This is a genomic window from Streptomyces sp. NPDC048462, assembly GCF_043200175.1.
Lineage (GTDB): Bacteria > Actinomycetota > Actinomycetes > Streptomycetales > Streptomycetaceae > Streptomyces.
In genome coordinates this window covers 354,374-370,078 of sequence record NZ_JBICXG010000004.1, presented here as the reverse complement: position 1 = coordinate 370,078, position 15,705 = coordinate 354,374, and the positions used below count along the sequence as shown (strand labels likewise).

Here is a 15,705-nt window from a genome sequence, read left to right as displayed (position 1 = left end):
GAGGCGGGCACACGCGCGGCGACCCGGGGGCCGGGCGGTGCCCGGCGGCGCCGGGCATGGTGGACTTCCGGTGCGGCGGACCGGCCGGACCGCGCGGACGCGGACAGCGACGGTGAGGCAGGGCATGACCGAGCACGGCGAGGACCACGGGTATCTGCTGGACAACCAGCAGTCGGAGGCGGGCATCCGGTTCGGCGCGCTGGCCGAGCTGTTCGACCCGGTGACCTTCCGGCACATCGACCGGATCGGCCTCACCGAGGGCATGAGGTGCTGGGAGGTCGGGGCCGGCGGCCCTTCCGTTCCGGCAGGTCTCGCCGAACGGGTCGGCGCCACCGGCCGGGTGGTCTGCACCGACATCGACGTGTCCTGGGCCCGGGAGGCCGCCTCCGACGTCGTCGAGGTACTGCGCCACGACGTCGCGGCGGACCCGCCGCCGCCGGGTGGGTTCGACCTGGTGCACGCCCGGCTGGTCCTGGTGCACGTCGTCGACCGCGCCGAGGCCCTGCGCCGCATGGTCCAGGCACTGCGACCCGGTGGTGTGCTGCTCCTGGAGGACGCCGACCCGGGGCTGCAGCCCCTGCTGTGTCCGGACGAGTCGGGTCCCGAGCAGCGGCTGGCGAACCGTCTGCGGTCCGGGTTCCGGGAGCTCATGGCGGGGCGGGGTGCCGATCTCGCGTACGGGCGGACCCTGCCCAGGCGGCTGCGCGAGGCGGGCCTGCTCGACGTGCGGGCGGACTCCTACTTCCCGATCACGTCGCCCGCCTGCACCGTGCTCGAGGCGGCGACCGTACGGCAGATCCGTGGCAGGCTCGTGACGGCGGGGATCGCGAACGACGCGGACATCGACCGTCACCTGTCGAACGTCGCCACCGGGGACCTCGACCTGGCGACGGCCCCGATGATCTCCGCCTGGGGCCGGCGCCCGTAACGGCCTCCCGGACGGCCGGACCGGTCCGAAACGGGTCCCGAATCGGTCAGGATTCGAGAAGCGCGGGTCGTGGGAGCGTGCATAGCCTGACCGCCATGGACATCACCATTCACACCAGCGTCCTTCCGCACGACGACCCGGACGCCTCCCTGGTCTTCTACCGCGACACCCTCGGCTTCGAGGTCCGCAGCGACGTCGGCCAGGGACGGATGCGCTGGATCACGGTCGGCCCGGCGGGTCAGCCCGACACCTCCATCCTGCTGGCGCCCCCGGCCGCCGACCCCGGGGTCACCGAGGACGAGCGCCGCACCATCGCCGAGATGATGGCCAAGGGAACCTACGGGTGGATCCTGCTGGCCACCCGGAACCTCGACGCGACCTTCGAGAAGGTGCAGGCCGGCGACACCGAGGTCGTCCAGGAACCGACCCAGCAGCCGTACGGGATCCGGGACTGCGCCTTCCGCGATCCCGCGGGCAACTTGATCCGCATCCAGGAACTCCACTGAGAAGGGATCAGCTCTTGTGCCGTCCCTCGTGGGCACGGGCCCGCGCCGAACATCAGCGACTGCGTGACCTGGCACTCCTGCGCCGGGTGCGCGACCGGATGGACCGGGAGTACGCGCGGCCGCTGGACGTCGAGGCGCTCGCCCGCGACGTGAACATGTCCGCAGGCCACCTCAGCCGCCAATTCCGCCTGGCGTACGGCGAGTCGCCGTACGCGTACCTGATGTCGCGTCGTATCGAGCGCGCCAGGGCGATGCTGCTCCGTGACGACCTGGGCGTCACGGAGATCTGCTTCGCGGTCGGCTGCTCATCACTCGGCTCCTTCAGCACGCGCTTCACCGAACTGGTCGGGATGTCGCCCAGCGCCTACCGGCGCCGGGCCTCGGGCGCCGTCTCGGGGGCGCCGCCCTGCGTGGCGAAACAAGTGACGCGACCGGTCAGGAATCGAGAAGCGCCCGCCCCGGAGCCACAACTAGCGTGACTGTCATGGCAATCACCGAAGCGGTCACCTCAGTCGACTCACTCACCCTCGAAGTGGACGACCTCGCGGCCGCCCAGCACTTCTACGCCGCCGCCTTCGGCCTGGGCCCGCAGCTGCGCCTGCGGGCCTCCGGGGCGGCGTCGGACGGCTTCCGAGGATTCACGCTCTCGCTCACGGTGTCGCAGCCGGGCACCGTCGACAGCCTGATCGGCTCGGCGCTCGAAGCCGGTGCCACGTCGCTGAAGCCCGCCGCCAAGTCGTTCTGGGGGTACGGCGGTGTCGTCCGCACCCCGGACGGCACGATCTGGAAGGTCGCGACCTCCGCGAAGAAGGACACCGGTCCGGCCACCCGGGAGGTCGACGACATCGTGCTCCTGCTCGGGGTCGAGGACATCGTCGCGAGCAAGCGCTTCTACGTCGGCCGGGGCTTCGCCGTGGCGAAGAGCATCAGCCGGATGTACGTCGAGTTCGAGGCCGGCCCGGGTCAGGTCAAGCCGGCGCTGTACCGGCGTCGCGCCCTGGCCAAGGACGCCGGGGTCTCCCCCGACGGCACCGGCTCGCACCGGCTCGTGATCGGCGGCGGCGCCGGCCCCTTCACGGACCCGGACGGTTTCGCCTGGGAAGCCGCACAATGACTCGCCCCGTCCTCACCGCCGCCCGGAGGTACGCCGGCGGGCCAGCTCCTTGCTCTCGTCCGGCAGCGCGTCGGCGGCCAGCAGCCGGGGCAGCAGCTCGCCCTCCAGGGTCATGGCCCGGAAGGCGAGCGCGACGGTCACCTCGTGATCCGGCCGGTGCACCACCTCGACCGGGTCGTCGGCGCGGATGTCGCCCGGCTCGATCACGCGCAGGTAGGCCCCGGGCAGTGCGGCCTGCGTGAACCGCTTGATCCAGCCGTCACGCCCCAGCCAGCCCTGGAACGTCCCGCACGGGATCCGCGGGCAGGACACCTCCAGGAGGACGTCCGCCCCGATCCGCCAATGCTCCCCGATCAGGGCGCCGTTGACGTCGATCCCCAGGGTCGTGAGGTTCTCCCCGAAGACGCCGTCGGCCAGCGGCCGGCCCAGCTCGGCCTGCCAGCCGTCGAGGTCCTCGCGGGCGTAGGCGTAGACGGCCTGGTCGGAGCCGCCGTGGTGCTTCACGTCGTAGACCCGGTCACCGGCGAGGCCGACCGCTCCGGTGCCCTTGGGGCCGGGGGCGGTGACGGCGACCGGTCCCGTGACGGGCCGTTTGTCGATGCCGGTCGAGCCCAGTCCCTTCCACGGGTTGGGGCGGGGCCGGCCGGTGTTGACGGAGAGCAGCTTCATGCCGGGGACCATACGATCGCGCCCGCGCCGGGGCGACACATTTATCCCGCCGCCCGGGGCTGCCGCCCGGGGCTGCCGCCCGTGGCCGGCGGACGGGGCCGGCGGACGGGGCGGGCGGCCAGGCTCCCGCCACCGGCGGAGGCACCCGGCTGGACGCGCCCCGGATGCCGGCCGGGCCAGGCGGGCGGACGATGGAGGCGGGCGGCGGCGCCCGCACTCCGCCGTGCGCCCGCACCGCGGGCCTGCACCCGCCCGTCACCCGAACGCCACACCCCACCAACAGCCTCATCTCATATATGAGATAGCCTTTTGGCATGTCAGATGACTACCTCGTACGTATCGGCAAGCTCATCCGTGACGCCCGCCAGCACCGGGGCTGGACACAGAGCCAGCTCGCCGAGGCGCTCGCCACCAGCCAGAGCGCCGTGAACCGCATCGAGCGCGGCAATCAAAACATCAGCCTTGAGATGATCGCCCGCATCGGTGAAGCACTCGACAGTGAGATCGTGTCGCTCGGCTACGCGGGCCCCATGCACCTGCGGGTGGTCGGCGGACGCCGGCTGTCCGGCGCCATCGACGTCAAGACCAGCAAGAACGCCTGCGTGGCACTGCTCTGCGCCTCACTGCTCAACAAGGGCCGCACGGTGCTGCGCCGGGTGGCCCGCATCGAGGAGGTCTACCGCCTCCTGGAGGTGCTGAACTCCATCGGTGTGCGCACCCGGTGGATCAATGACGGCACCGATCTGGAGATCGTCCCGCCGGCCCGGCTCGACATGGACGCCATCGACGCGGACGCCGCCCGCCGCACCCGGTCGATCATCATGTTCCTCGGGCCGCTGCTGCACCGCACGGACCAGTTCAAGCTGCCGTACGCGGGCGGCTGCGACCTCGGCACCCGGACCATCGAGCCGCACATGATCGCGCTGCGCCGGTTCGGTCTGGAGATCGCCGCGACCGAGGGCATCTACCACGCCAGGGTCGACCACTCCGTCACGCCCGGCCGCCCCATCGTGCTGACCGAGCGCGGCGACACCGTGACCGAGAACGCGCTGCTGGCCGCCGCCCGGCACGACGGCACCACCGTCATCCGCAACGCGTCCTCCAACTACATGGTCCAGGACCTCTGCTTCTTCCTGGAGGCGCTGGGCGTACGGGTGGACGGCGTCGGCACGACCACACTGACCGTGCACGGTGTGCCCACCATCGACGTGGACGTCGACTACTCCCCCTCCGAGGACCCGGTCGAGGCGATGAGCCTGCTCGCCGCCGCCGTCGTCACGGAGTCCGAGCTGACGATCCGCCGGGTGCCGATCGAGTTCCTGGAGATCGAGCTCGCGGTGCTGGAGGAGATGGGCGTCGACTGCGACCGCACCTCGGAGTACGCGGCGGACAACGGGCACACCCGGCTGGTCGACCTCACGGTCCGGCCCTCCAAGCTGGAGGCGCCGATCGACAAGATCCACCCGATGCCGTTCCCCGGCCTCAACATCGACAACGTGCCGTTCTTCGCGGCCATCGCCGCCTCGGCCCACGGCCAGACCCTCATCCACGACTGGGTCTACGACAACCGCGCCATCTACCTCACCGACCTCAACCGCCTCGGCGGGCGGCTCCAGCTCCTGGACCCGCACCGGGTGCTCGTCGAGGGTCCGACCCGGTGGCGCGCGGCCGAGATGATGTGCCCGCCCGCACTGCGGCCCGCGGTGGTGGTGCTGCTCGCGATGATGGCGGCCGAGGGCACCTCCGTACTGCGCAACGTGTACGTGATCAACCGAGGTTACGAGGAGCTGGCGGAGCGGCTGAACTCGGTGGGCGCACAGATCGAGATCTTCCGGGACATTTGATATACGGATGCCGCCGCACCCCGTCTGACCTGCCATTTAGCGGGTCAGGGAGGGGTGCGGCGGCACCTCTGGGACTTCTCTGGGACTTTGGGCCCCCGGTGGGCTACGAGCCACGCTCCACAGGTTCTGCCGACCGGCCACGGCTACGCGAAAATCGCGTCGATGGCGGCGCTGCCTCGTGCGCCCGCGCGAGGCAGGAAGTGGGAGTACTTCCGTAGCGTGAACCCGGGGTCGGAGTGCCCCAGCCAGCGTGCCAGGGAGACGACCGATTCGCCAGCCTCCAGTTCCTCGGAGGCGTAGAAGTGGCGCAGGGCGTGGAAGCCGTGCTCCCGGGACGGCTCCCACACGCGAGCACCGTCTGCGCTGCCCTCGTCGAGCGCGGCGATCACACCTGCCGCGGCCAGGGCCGGCTTCCACACGTAGGAGTTGAAGTAGTTCCGGTTGATGGCCTTCCGCTCGCGTCCCGCCACCAGGAGGCTGTAGGTCCTCGGCCGTCGGTGCTTGGCCTCCACCGGCGTCTCGGCCGGAGTCGGATCGTCCCAGGGCAGCGTGACCGGCACCGGCACGAACTGCTCCATGTGCTGCCGGATAGCCCGGGCCACGCTGGCCGGCAGCGGCACGTCCCGGACCTTGCGGCCTTTCGGAAGCGCGAAGCACAGCTTCGCTCGCACCATCTTGATCTGCCGCCGAACATGGACGACCTCCTTCTCGAAGTCGATGTCGTCCGTGGAGAGCCCGAGCGCTTCCCCTTGGCGGAGCCCGAGACCTGCTCCGATCACGAGGAGGAGCCGGTAGCGGTCCGGCAGGGCCTCCCGTACCGCCAGGACCCGTTCGGGCGGCCACGCCTCGACCCTGCCAGGGGCCGCGGGCGGAGGCCGGACCGTGCTGGACCGGCATGGGTTGCGTCCGAGGCGACGGTCCTCGACCGCAGCCTGGAGGACGCTGGAGAGCGTCGCCCAGACCAGACGGATGGAGGTCGGACCGAGGTCCTTCTCCAGCCGCTTCTTCCAGTGGCGCAGGACTTCCGTGCCGATGGCGTTGAGGGGCTGAGCACCCAGGTGGGGAACGATGTGGCGGCGTACCCTCTGTTCGATCCGCTCGATCGTGGACGGGTCACCGCTCTGGGTGGGCCACCAGTGGGTGGCGATGTAGTCCTTGAGGAAGATGGCCCCGTCGCGGGGATCGACGAACTCGCCTCGGCGTGCGTCGGTCTGGGCCTGGGCGAGCCAGGTCTTGGCGTCCTGGAGGGCGTCGAAGGAGCGGTCCTTGACGCCGGGGATGCCCTTGACGCGGTAGCGGGTGCACTTGCCGTACATGGCGGTGCGGTCGCGTTTGGCGGTTTTCGGGTTCGGGCGCTTCTTCAGCCATCGGTCTTCTATGTAGCCGGCCAGGTGGAGCTCCTTTGTGATGAGGGTGACGGCGGCGTTCTATGGCGCAGGAGGCCGTGTCAGGCGGTGGTAAAGCGGGCGGAACGCTCCTGCGGCCGGACGCTGAGTGGGTTGAGGGCGGGGTTGGAGCGGGAGTCGGCCTGCTCCTGTTCGCGGACCCAGGCGTCGAGAGCTGCCACTCGGTACATGACGCGACCGCGGGGGCCCATACGGAAGCTCGGCGGTCCCTGACGGCGGTGGCGCCAGACGTAGAGGGTGTGGGGTGAGAGGCCGAGGTAATCGGCGGCGTCCTTCACGGTCAGGAAGGCCGTACGTACCGCCGTGGAGGAAGCAGTGGGGGCAAGCAAGGGTCGTGCAGGCATCTGGGGTTCCTCTGTGAGAGGCGGGAGAGGCGAGCCCGGCTGGGCGGAAACCGCTGGTCCGCCCAGCCGTTGCCTGTCGTGAGGCAGGGAAGAATCGCGGACAAGCCGCGACCCGGTGTGCCGCTACGGACGCCGTGCGGTCGAAGTCGGCTGGCTCGGCGGGTCAGGAAGGGCCAAGGCGGCTTCGAGTCGATCCCAAGGGATTTCGTCCCGTGTCGGCTTGCGAAGGCAGTTCGCGAAGCGTTCGGCGAGGCGAGGAGCGCTCATTCCGGCGCATTCGGCCACCGCAAGGAGGTGGCCCGCCGTCTGGTCGCCGTTCTTCAGCCATGTCGCGATGCGCGCGTCACGGAGAGCCGATACATGCCTACCGAGCGACGAGTCGAGTTCATGCGCCTGCAGAACCGCCGCCCGCGCTTGCCGCCAAACCTTCCGGTAGACCTCAGCGGTAAGCGGCTGTCCATCGTCGAGAACGAATATCGCGTCCTCAGGGCCGAGACCGCGCCGGATGGTCTCCGCCTTCAGGATCACCGCCAACTCACGGCAGACGGGAACACGCCGTACGGCGCCCGCACGGTCCGAATCCTTCTCGCGGCGCTCTTGAGCCTGAGAGTGGACCAGGAGCCAACCAGCGCCGTCTTCTGCGAGTTCCACCTCTCGAACACGCAGCGCCAGGGCTTCCTCCGGGCGCAGCGCCGCGAGAGCGATGGAGGCCAGGAAGGCCCGCAGAACGAGGCCGCTCTGTGGCTGTTCGCCAGCCCAGTCCAGGATCGCGAAGCACTGCCGATCGGAAAAATGAAACGTTCCTTCGCTAACAACTGCGGCCACGGGAAAGCTCCTTGAAGTGAGGTTTGGGGATAGAAACAGCCGTCCGGCCATCGCATGCAAATCGCAGGGCGACCGGACTTCTCCAATGGTCCGGAGAACCGCCGGTTTGGCTAACCGGCGATCGTCGGCTATGTTGCCCCGCTCACGCACACACCCTTCCGCGAGCTGATCTAGGTTCGCTTCCTTTCCCGCACGATTCCAGTCCCTTCCGGGATCAATATGTCTGCCGTCGGCGAACCACACGCCAAACCACCACGCTGGTGCCGGAATCACCAGGATCGACCCATCGAGCACTCGGCCCGGAACGGGCGAAAACGTTGTGACAGAGCAGGCGCCTTCTAAGCGCTTACTCCTTCGTTGTTACTGAGGTTGAACTCGTGGGGCCGTAGGGGCTGACGGCTCGTTGCCCGTGCGGTATCACCGAAGCGGCGGGTGACACAAAGAGGCGACCTGAACGCCGAACGGCAGCGTTTCTGCGCGGAGTTACGGCTCCAGGCGGCCGAAAGATTCGACCGGAACGCAGCAGACGCCCCTCGCTGGACTACGGAGGTAGAGCAAGAGGCACAGGGAACGCAATCAGCACCGGACAGGATGGGGCGTCGATGCTTCCAAGCCCGAACCTGAACAGAGAACTGACCTATCCCCAAGCAGCGAACTCAGGTCCTAGCCGCGAAGTTTCGTGACGGTCCGCCGACGAAGTCGGTGGGCCGCCTCCCGGCCCGCGGGTGCGCGGGCCGGGAGGCGCACGGCAGGGAGGGGCGACTCACATCGCGGTGACGCCCGTGACCTGGGGCCCCCGCGGGCCATCGGTGACATCGTAATAAACCGATTGGTTCTCTTCCAGGAACCAGCCCGTTGAGCCAAGGACGGCGGCCTCGACATGTACGTCCGGGCCGCCGTCGTTCGGGGAAATGAAGCCGAAGCCCTTCTCCGCGTTGAACCACTTCACCGTTCCTGCTGGCATAACACTCTCCCTCCATAGTTCACGGACCGCCACGGCACGCACACGGAAGGTCACGCCCCTGGCGGGCGTGCCGAACTGAACCGAACGGGTGAAGCGCCCACGCGGGGCCGGCGCGAGGTCATCGAACGGGGCGCTGGTATCCCCCTCGCGGGCCGCTGGCGCGTGACGGCCTCGAACTTCGACGGAGGGAGGGCCCTCGGGCCCCGAAGTCACGCGCGGTGTAGCCCGATCGGAGGTTCGCCACCCCCCGGGCGGGTGACGCTGCCCCGGCTGCCCGGCGTCCATGGGGCGGGCGGCGTGATTATCACGTATGGACGTCGACCGGCGTCGCCCTCAGAGCGAAGGAACTTCCACATGACCGGACGCGTGTCCCCACGACTCATCACCAAGGCCGCATTGGCGACCGTACTGGCGGCGGCCACCCTCGCCGGTGTTACCGGGCCAGCGGTGGGCGACGGCAGGGCCAAGGACTGCGGAGCAACCCTGGCGGACTGGACCGGACCCAACGACCACGCGGTCTACAAGGGCAGCCGCGATTACGACGTCCTCGGGCACATCGAGAAGCAGTCCTTCACCATCACCCTCGACAAGGGCACCGCAACAATCTTCAGGGGCTCCAACAACGGCAACACCACACGAACCGTCACCTACAACAAGGACAGCGTCGACGCCAAGGCCAGGAGGCTCCACCTGGGCCCCCGCAACACAGCCCACTTCGAGTTCCGCGCCGAATCCTGCGACGACACCACCGGGCGCATCTACAACACCGGCGGCCGGCAGGAGAGCTGGGACTCCTGGTTCGGGCTCCGCTGGAACGGAGTGTGACCCACACCTGACATCGTGGCCTCGGGTACGAGCAGTCCGTGAACAAAGCCACGCGTCACACCGCCACCGCCTGACATGCCCCCGAGCACAGCAGAGTTACTCCGTCCGGGGGGATCGAGCGCACCTACGGTCAGGCGTGGCCGTGTGCCGACAGGGAAGCCTGTGAGGCTGAGATCCGGGGCTTCTGCTGGCCCTGTGCGCATACTCCGGTCCGTTCCTCCATGTTCCTGCCAGTTCACGCCTGGATATCCAGGTGCCGCATCGTGCCGTCCAGCCAAGGAGTCCCATCCGTATGAATACGTCTTCCCGCCGTTCCCCGGCCCTGGCTCTCGTGGCCCTCACCGCTGCCGCTTGCTCGGTCCTCTCGGCCACTTCGGCGAGTGCTGCCACCAGCGTGTTCCCGCCCGCGAAGACCTCCTTCCGTATCCAGGCCACCATCGACGGTGCCAAGCAGTGCGTCACGCGGGAGACGAGGGACCCCGCCATCCTGCGCTACCGGCCCTGTGACCCTGCCAACACCGCCCAGCTGTGGGAGCGTCGCACAGTGGACGCGGACGGATACGGCATCGTGTACGGCACCGACGGCAGCTGCATCAACGCCTCGGGCCGTCTCTGGCAAGCCGTCATCTGCCGGAGGGTCGTCAGGCCCGCCAAACTGGCGTGGAAGCAGAACCCGGACGGCACGGTCGTGAACAAGGACGCGAGCGAGCACTGGACCCATACGGGAAGCGGTTCCGTCGTCGGGTTCTCCACTGCCTCGCCAGGCGATTCCCGCGGCGACAAAGTTGACCTCCTCGCCAGCGCCTGAACTACCGGGGCGAAACACAGGAAGGCACCCAGGCTGCCAGGTCTCAACGGGGCATTCGGATTGCGGGCCTGGACCCGTCGCAGGCCCCTTCGGCTTGCCGCGTACACCGTAGTGACCACTCGACAGGCTCAACACCGCTCTGGACTCGCTGCGGGTGGACGGCACCCTGGACACGCTCCGCAAGCAGTACTGCCTCCAGGGATTTGTGGGCGCTCCTGGCGGATTCGCTCGCGTCACCGTGAAGGAGAACCAGGGGGGGCATTCGGCGCTACAGCTTCACCGCCTCCCAGCCAGTCGACGGCCTGCGCCCGCTGCGCGACCCGGACGCCGTCGGTCTCGATGATGACGACGGTCAGGACGAGTGAGCCCGGCCGGCCCGGTGGGAACGGGCCGACACCGGCGCGCCGTTGAAGTCCTCCTGCGCGGTGCGGCTCCCGTCCGGTAGAGCCGGAGGGACAAAGCGGGCGGCTGGGACCGGGCGCCCGCACGACCGCACGTATTCCAGGGGACCCATGGCCGACTCGGACATTGTGGACGAGGGCTGGGAGTTGGAAGAGGAGAAGGACGCGGTGGAGTGGGACGCCCCAACGTTCGACGCCGGGACTGGCCCGCTCGTCGTCGAGTGCGTCGTCGAGCCCACCACACCGGCGGACAGGGAGCAACTGGCTGCCGCCCTGCCGCAGCTCGCCGCGGCCGACCGGTCCCTCCGGTACGTGCTCGACGCGGGGACCGGGCACGCCACCCTCCGCAGCACGAGCGAGGGACGGCTGACCTTTCTGGCGGCCCGCCTGCGGGAGGAGTTCGGCGTCGGTCTGACCCGCCTCCGCTCCAGGGCGGTATACCTGGAGGGGATAGGTGCCGCCGCCACCTGGGTCAAGGGCACCGCCGACGGCGCTCAGGTGACCTTGACGGTGGAGCCTCTGGCGGAGGGCGGCTACGTGTTCGCGGACAGGTCCCCCGCCGGGAGGCTCCCGGCCGGGGCCGCCTCGGCGGTAGACGCCGACTGCCGGGAACAGGCGGCACAGGCAGGGCCCTGGGGCTTCGCGGCGACCGACCTGCGGGTCACACTGACGGACGGCGAAGGCGGGGCGGAGGCCGGATTCGCCGCCGCCGAGGTCGCGGCCTTGAAGAAAGTCCGCGAGGCATTCAACGCAGCCCGCGGGTTCGTCGGGCCCTTCGAGGACCACTGGGCGGCGGGCAATCTGATCTCCGGCGATCCCCCAGTGTCCGAAACGCCCGCCTTGTCGCCGAGTTGCGCACGGTGACCATCGGCGCAGGCAGGTATCGGGTCGAGACGGGCCACTATGCCGAGGCACCCAAGGACCTCAGGGAAGCCGTGCTGGCGATGCGCGAAGCAGTCTGACTTGTCAATCAACATGTGACGTGGGCCGGGCGGTGCGAACCGCCCGGCCTTCCCCGCCCGACACCCCCTTCACCAGAGCCGCCAGATCACCCCGCCCCACGCCCGCACCAACGCCCCGGACACGCAGCGCCGAGCGCCGGGAGGCATGACCGCGGTCGTCGGTTGCCGAGCGGTGCGGCGGCGTGCGCGCGTGCCGGGCCGGTGTCAGACGGTCCGGTAGGCGAGGTACAGGTCGGTGCTGTTGGGGGTGGCCAGGGCGGGGCCGGACATCGTCAGGGGACCCGCGACCGTCTGGAAGGCAGTCCAGCTGTTGGCCGACCCGTTCGGGGTGCTGCTGATGTAGAGCTGGTGGTTGCCGCCGCCGCGGACCGCGCAGTACAGGCGGTTGCCGAATGCGACCAGGGCCGGGGAGTCCGCCGTGGTGCCGGGAAGCTTGGTGTGGGCTTGCCATACGGAGCCGTTGTGGATCCGGTGGTATATGCCGTGATCGTGTCCGGCACGGTAGACGAGATGGAGGTTTCCCGCGATCGACGCGAGCGCGGGGGCAGCCGAATTGGCCTCGACGTCGGTGACACCCTCGGCCCGCGTCCACGCGGTTGCAGCCGGGTTGGTGGAGTAGTTGAACCAGATCGCCCCGCGATGGGAGGCGTATGCGCAGTGCAGCACTGCGTTACGCACGGCCAGGGCAGGGCCGGAGACGGCATGGCCTTGGAGCAGGGTCGGGGAGGTCCAGGTGGTGCCGTTGGTGGAGGACCGGACGAGGGGCGCGCCGTCGGTGCGGGTGTGGGCCAGGTAGAGCTGGCCGTTGTGGGCGGTCAGCGCCGGGGCGTAGTAGCTCCCGATCCCGGGGACCGGGGCGAAGCCGCTCCAGGTTCCGGCGGTCTGGCGGCTGATGTAGATCTGGTTGTTCATGCCGCGCACCGCGCAGTACAGGGTGGAGCCCACCGCGGCCAGGGCGGGCGCGTCCGGGGTTTTGGAACCGGGCCAGGGCAGGCTTGGGTGTTCCAGGTGGTGCCGTTGCCGGTGATGAGGGCGATGTTGTTGACGTCGGTGGTGGCGACGTCGATCCGGCCGTACAGCTCGGTCCCGCCCTCATACTGGGACCCCCCGAAGTAGCCTAGTTTGATCTCGGGCCCGGACAGACGTTGCAGGGCTGCGCGGTCGTAGGTGAAGACGTGGCCCGCGACCCAGTCGTCTGCCGCCATATTGATGAGCGCGAGGACCAGGTCGGCGAGCATGCCTGCCAGGGCCGAGTAGGCGTCGGAGGCTTCCCAGTCGCCCATCGGGAGCAGGGCCAGCTTCTCGGCGGTGGTGCGCAGGCGGGTGGTCATCTGGGCGAGCATGCGCTGCACGTCCGCCTGACTGCCCTGATCCTTTTCCCAGCTCTCGATATGCACGATCAGCGAGTTCTTGACCATTCCCTCGAACATGATGGTGTTCGGGTCCAGGAAGTGGGTCTCGCCCTTGTCGACGTCCTCGTACTCACGTGTGGCCGCGGCTCGCTCTGATCCTTCGTCGGCGGCGGAGCAGACGGCCCAGTAGAGCTCGTCGGAGGCGCTCCACTCGTTGGATTCTTTGTAGCACCAGAACTTCGTCAGGCTCATCCGCGCATGAATCGCGGGCGCGTTCGCCGGGGCCGGCTCCTGCCCCGAGGCGGTCATCACCGTCGCCCCCCACCCGTATTCGGCGGCCGCGCGGGCGAACTCCTCATCCGTACGGGCCCCCCGGACACCCGCCCCTTCGACGGCGTCCAGGTCGACTACCCGCACGTTCGTCTGCGCCGCGATCTCCGGGGCCAGGGCGGGCAGATCCCGCGCCAGGTCTTCCTCCGCGTACCCCTCGGTGACCGGGCGTGTGGCCAGACAGTCGGGGAACAGATGCGAGCGGCCGACAGACTCCTCGGTGTAGACCTGCCCGAAGTCCCGCACCTCCTCCTCATCCGGCAGCACCGCGGCCAGCACCTGCACCAGCTCGCCCTCCAGGATGGTGAGTTCCAGACCCGCCGCCTGACGCGCCGCACCGTGCAAGGCCACCCCGTACAACAACCGTGCGCCCTTCGAAGAGGCCGCCCGTCCCTCGGTCACCGTCGCAGCGCCCTGCAGCTGCTCGCGCAGCCGCGTCAGACGCTCATCCCTGGTAACCAGCTTTCCTGTCACGGAAGACCCCTGTCTCAGAAGAAAGCCGAATGCCGTCGACGGTGATCAGTCCGGAGCGGATCGAAGCGTGTCGGTGTTCCACCGCCACTGAGCCGGGGCCTGATCACCCACACAGTCCATCACCCAGAGCCATGGCGGCTCACGTGCAGTAGTCCTGGATGTGGAGTGCCGCCCCTAAGCGGCCCCGCTGTCCGGAGACCTTGCCACGCGATGCCGACAGGGTCACGGCGAATCGAAAGGACCAATCAGGAATGAGCACAAACATAGCTCGTCAGCGTCTGGCCCGGGTGGCTGCCGGAATATCCTCCCTCGCCCTGGCCACCGCAGGCACCATCGGTCTCGCGGCCGCTGACGGTATGGGCAACAGCGGCGACGGGTTCGGTCCGGCTCCCACCGGAAACCGCGTCATCCAGCCGCTGAAGAACATGTGCACCACCGGGCAGCCGCAGGACCTCTGCCGAAACATCGGCGTCACCGACGGCTGGTACGAGGGCAAGACCACCCAGTTCCTCTACACCCAGAACTTCTACTGCGACACCTCCGTCACCTCGGGAGCTCCCAGCAAGTGCGAGGCCGGCGCCAAGTACAACCAGGTGCCGCCGGGGACGACGTCGGACAAGTTCACCGACCCGCTGTACATCCCGGTGCCCCTGTTCACCCCGGCCCCCGCCACGCTCCAGTGCCCCGCGGGGAAGCCGTGCGTGGACCACCCCATGAACATCGACCTCTCGCGGCTCGCCGCCACGCTGAAGATGCCGGCCTCCGCGCTCAAGAACACGATGCTGCCTGGTCACGACCACATCATCACCGACCGGAACGACAACAAGCCCGAGTGGTGGCCCGTCTCCGTCATCGGTGTCACCAACCCCGACTCGTTCGCCAAGATCCAGGCGGGCAAGAGCATGGACACGGTCAACAAGCTGGCCGCTGACCCCAACTCGGGTGTCACCAAGCCCATCCCGACCAACATCTTCCTGTGGTTCCAGACCCTCCCCGGAACCACCGACGGCCCCTCCGGCAGCGTAGCCGCGGGTGAAGGCGGCACCCAGAGTGCGCAGCACACCGCTCTCCTGGGCGCGGCCGGCACGCTGCTCCTGGGCGCCACCGGCATGGTCGTGCTGCGCCGCCGCAAGCACGCCCTCAAGCAGAACTGACGGCAGCGGGAGCACCCATGAACAAGGGCCCTCACTCGGCCCGCGGGGAAGGCCGTCGCAGCGTATGGACTGCGGCGGCCGCACTGTGCGCACTCGCCGGCGCCGTGACCATCGGCGTTGCTGTAGTCGACCAGCCATCCCCGCCGCCACGCCCCCTCCCTGCCGGAGCCGTCCCGACACAAGCCCCCACCACTACCGCCACGCAGTCCGGCATGGCCCGGTCCATCCCGGCCTCGGTTGCCATTGCCGGTGTGACCCTGCGTGCATCGATACAGCCGGTCCGTACCGCCGAGGACGGAGAAATCCCGCTCCCCGACAACCCGCAGCAAGCAAGCTGGCCCGACTCCTCCGTCACTCCGGGTGAGCGCGGCACCGCCATCCTCGCCGGGCATGTCGACTCGACAGCGGGCCCCGCCGCCTTCTACAACCTCAGCGCCGTCAAACCCGGCATGCCAGTGACCGTCTCCCGCAAGGACGGCAGCACGGCCCACTTCACCATCGACGCCGTCGCCGTCTACCCCAAGGACGACTTCCCCAGCAGCACCGTCTACGGACCCACCCCAGGACCGAGCCTGCGCCTGATCACCTGCACCGGCTGGAACGCGGACACCCGCGAGTACAACGACAACGTCGTCGTCTACGCCACCCCCCACACCAGGCCGCCATCCCGCTGACCACACCACTCCCAGGAGGCTGCCGTGGTTCGAAGCGCCCATAGCGCCCTCGTGGCGGCGGACACCTCTGCGCAATCCTTTGCGGTATCCCGCCGCTGTCCTGCTTGTGGTCGCCGGCGTCGCGC

17 protein-coding genes are annotated in these 15,705 nt (G+C 69.2%); 10 read left to right on the top strand and 7 right to left on the bottom strand.

All coding sequences use genetic code 11. The features are described from left to right. The first annotated feature begins 124 nt into the window (after positions 1–124). The 4 genes from ACGFU6_RS10175 (at position 125) to ACGFU6_RS10160 (ending at position 2,548) form a co-directional block, all read left to right on the top strand. A complete protein-coding gene (locus tag ACGFU6_RS10175; RefSeq protein WP_393609519.1) occupies positions 125–928 on the top strand; it encodes a class I SAM-dependent methyltransferase in 804 nt (267 codons plus the stop codon). Between the two features lie 95 nt (positions 929–1,023). Beyond that, positions 1,024–1,434 (top strand): VOC family protein, encoded by a 411-nt coding sequence (locus ACGFU6_RS10170; protein ID WP_393609517.1) that lies wholly within the window; start codon positions 1,024–1,026, stop codon positions 1,432–1,434. A 14-nt stretch (positions 1,435–1,448) separates the two neighbouring features. After that, positions 1,449–1,913 carry a helix-turn-helix transcriptional regulator gene (locus ACGFU6_RS10165; protein ID WP_393609515.1) on the top strand — a complete coding sequence of 155 codons (465 nt, stop codon included), beginning with the start codon at positions 1,449–1,451 and terminating at the stop codon, positions 1,911–1,913. 5 nt (positions 1,914–1,918) lie between these two features. Next, the gene (locus ACGFU6_RS10160) at positions 1,919–2,548 is read left to right on the top strand and encodes a glyoxalase (RefSeq protein ID WP_393609514.1); all 630 of its coding nucleotides are present in this window, start codon (positions 1,919–1,921) and stop codon (positions 2,546–2,548) included. A 12-nt stretch (positions 2,549–2,560) separates the two neighbouring features. On the opposite strand, the gene ACGFU6_RS10155 is transcribed toward ACGFU6_RS10160, so the two are convergent. Further along, the gene (locus ACGFU6_RS10155) at positions 2,561–3,217 is read right to left on the bottom strand and encodes an MOSC domain-containing protein (protein WP_393609512.1); all 657 of its coding nucleotides are present in this window, start codon (positions 3,215–3,217) and stop codon (positions 2,561–2,563) included. 314 nt (positions 3,218–3,531) lie between these two features. Here ACGFU6_RS10155 and ACGFU6_RS10150 point away from each other — a divergent pair, with 314 nt between their 5' ends. Next, positions 3,532–5,061, top strand: coding sequence for a UDP-N-acetylglucosamine 1-carboxyvinyltransferase (locus tag ACGFU6_RS10150; protein ID WP_123527244.1), 1,530 nt, complete (start codon positions 3,532–3,534; stop codon positions 5,059–5,061). A 143-nt stretch (positions 5,062–5,204) separates the two neighbouring features. Here the strand turns inward: ACGFU6_RS10150 and ACGFU6_RS10145 are convergent, their stop codons facing one another. From ACGFU6_RS10145 to ACGFU6_RS10130, 4 genes are all read right to left on the bottom strand, one after another. Then, positions 5,205–6,425 carry a tyrosine-type recombinase/integrase gene (locus tag ACGFU6_RS10145; RefSeq protein ID WP_393609744.1) on the bottom strand — a complete coding sequence of 407 codons (1,221 nt, stop codon included), beginning with the start codon at positions 6,423–6,425 and terminating at the stop codon, positions 5,205–5,207. A gap of 83 nt (positions 6,426–6,508) precedes the next feature. After that, positions 6,509–6,811, bottom strand: coding sequence for a helix-turn-helix transcriptional regulator (locus tag ACGFU6_RS10140; RefSeq protein WP_393340633.1), 303 nt, complete (start codon positions 6,809–6,811; stop codon positions 6,509–6,511). Positions 6,812–6,934: 123 nt separating this feature from the next. Then, the gene (locus ACGFU6_RS10135) at positions 6,935–7,636 is read right to left on the bottom strand and encodes a hypothetical protein (RefSeq protein ID WP_393340635.1); all 702 of its coding nucleotides are present in this window, start codon (positions 7,634–7,636) and stop codon (positions 6,935–6,937) included. Between the two features lie 763 nt (positions 7,637–8,399). Beyond that, positions 8,400–8,600, bottom strand: a complete 201-nt coding sequence (locus ACGFU6_RS10130) for a cold-shock protein (protein WP_393609511.1) — start codon at positions 8,598–8,600, stop codon at positions 8,400–8,402. Positions 8,601–8,954: 354 nt separating this feature from the next. On the opposite strand from ACGFU6_RS10130, the gene ACGFU6_RS10125 reads away from it, so the two are divergent. The 3 genes from ACGFU6_RS10125 (at position 8,955) to ACGFU6_RS10115 (ending at position 11,498) form a co-directional block, all read left to right on the top strand. Beyond that, the gene (locus ACGFU6_RS10125) at positions 8,955–9,425 is read left to right on the top strand and encodes a hypothetical protein (RefSeq protein WP_393340641.1); all 471 of its coding nucleotides are present in this window, start codon (positions 8,955–8,957) and stop codon (positions 9,423–9,425) included. A 292-nt stretch (positions 9,426–9,717) separates the two neighbouring features. After that, positions 9,718–10,233, top strand: coding sequence for a hypothetical protein (locus ACGFU6_RS10120; RefSeq protein ID WP_393340644.1), 516 nt, complete (start codon positions 9,718–9,720; stop codon positions 10,231–10,233). A 512-nt stretch (positions 10,234–10,745) separates the two neighbouring features. Beyond that, positions 10,746–11,498, top strand: a complete 753-nt coding sequence (locus ACGFU6_RS10115; RefSeq protein ID WP_393609509.1) for a hypothetical protein — start codon at positions 10,746–10,748, stop codon at positions 11,496–11,498. Between the two features lie 302 nt (positions 11,499–11,800). On the opposite strand, the gene ACGFU6_RS10110 is transcribed toward ACGFU6_RS10115, so the two are convergent. Continuing rightward, positions 11,801–12,541 (bottom strand): hypothetical protein, encoded by a 741-nt coding sequence (locus ACGFU6_RS10110; RefSeq protein WP_393609508.1) that lies wholly within the window; start codon positions 12,539–12,541, stop codon positions 11,801–11,803. Next, positions 12,505–13,752 carry a hypothetical protein gene (locus ACGFU6_RS10105; protein ID WP_393609506.1) on the bottom strand — a complete coding sequence of 416 codons (1,248 nt, stop codon included), beginning with the start codon at positions 13,750–13,752 and terminating at the stop codon, positions 12,505–12,507. The genes ACGFU6_RS10110 and ACGFU6_RS10105 overlap by 37 nt, the downstream gene beginning before the upstream one ends. 251 nt (positions 13,753–14,003) lie before the next feature. On the opposite strand from ACGFU6_RS10105, the gene ACGFU6_RS10100 reads away from it, so the two are divergent. Both ACGFU6_RS10100 and ACGFU6_RS10095 read left to right on the top strand, forming a co-directional pair. Continuing rightward, positions 14,004–14,906: an LPXTG cell wall anchor domain-containing protein gene (locus ACGFU6_RS10100; RefSeq protein ID WP_393609504.1), complete on the top strand. Its 903-nt coding sequence runs from the start codon at positions 14,004–14,006 to the stop codon at positions 14,904–14,906. A gap of 251 nt (positions 14,907–15,157) precedes the next feature. Further along, a complete protein-coding gene (locus tag ACGFU6_RS10095; protein WP_393340656.1) occupies positions 15,158–15,580 on the top strand; it encodes a sortase domain-bontaining protein in 423 nt (140 codons plus the stop codon). Positions 15,581–15,705: the final 125 nt, after the last annotated feature.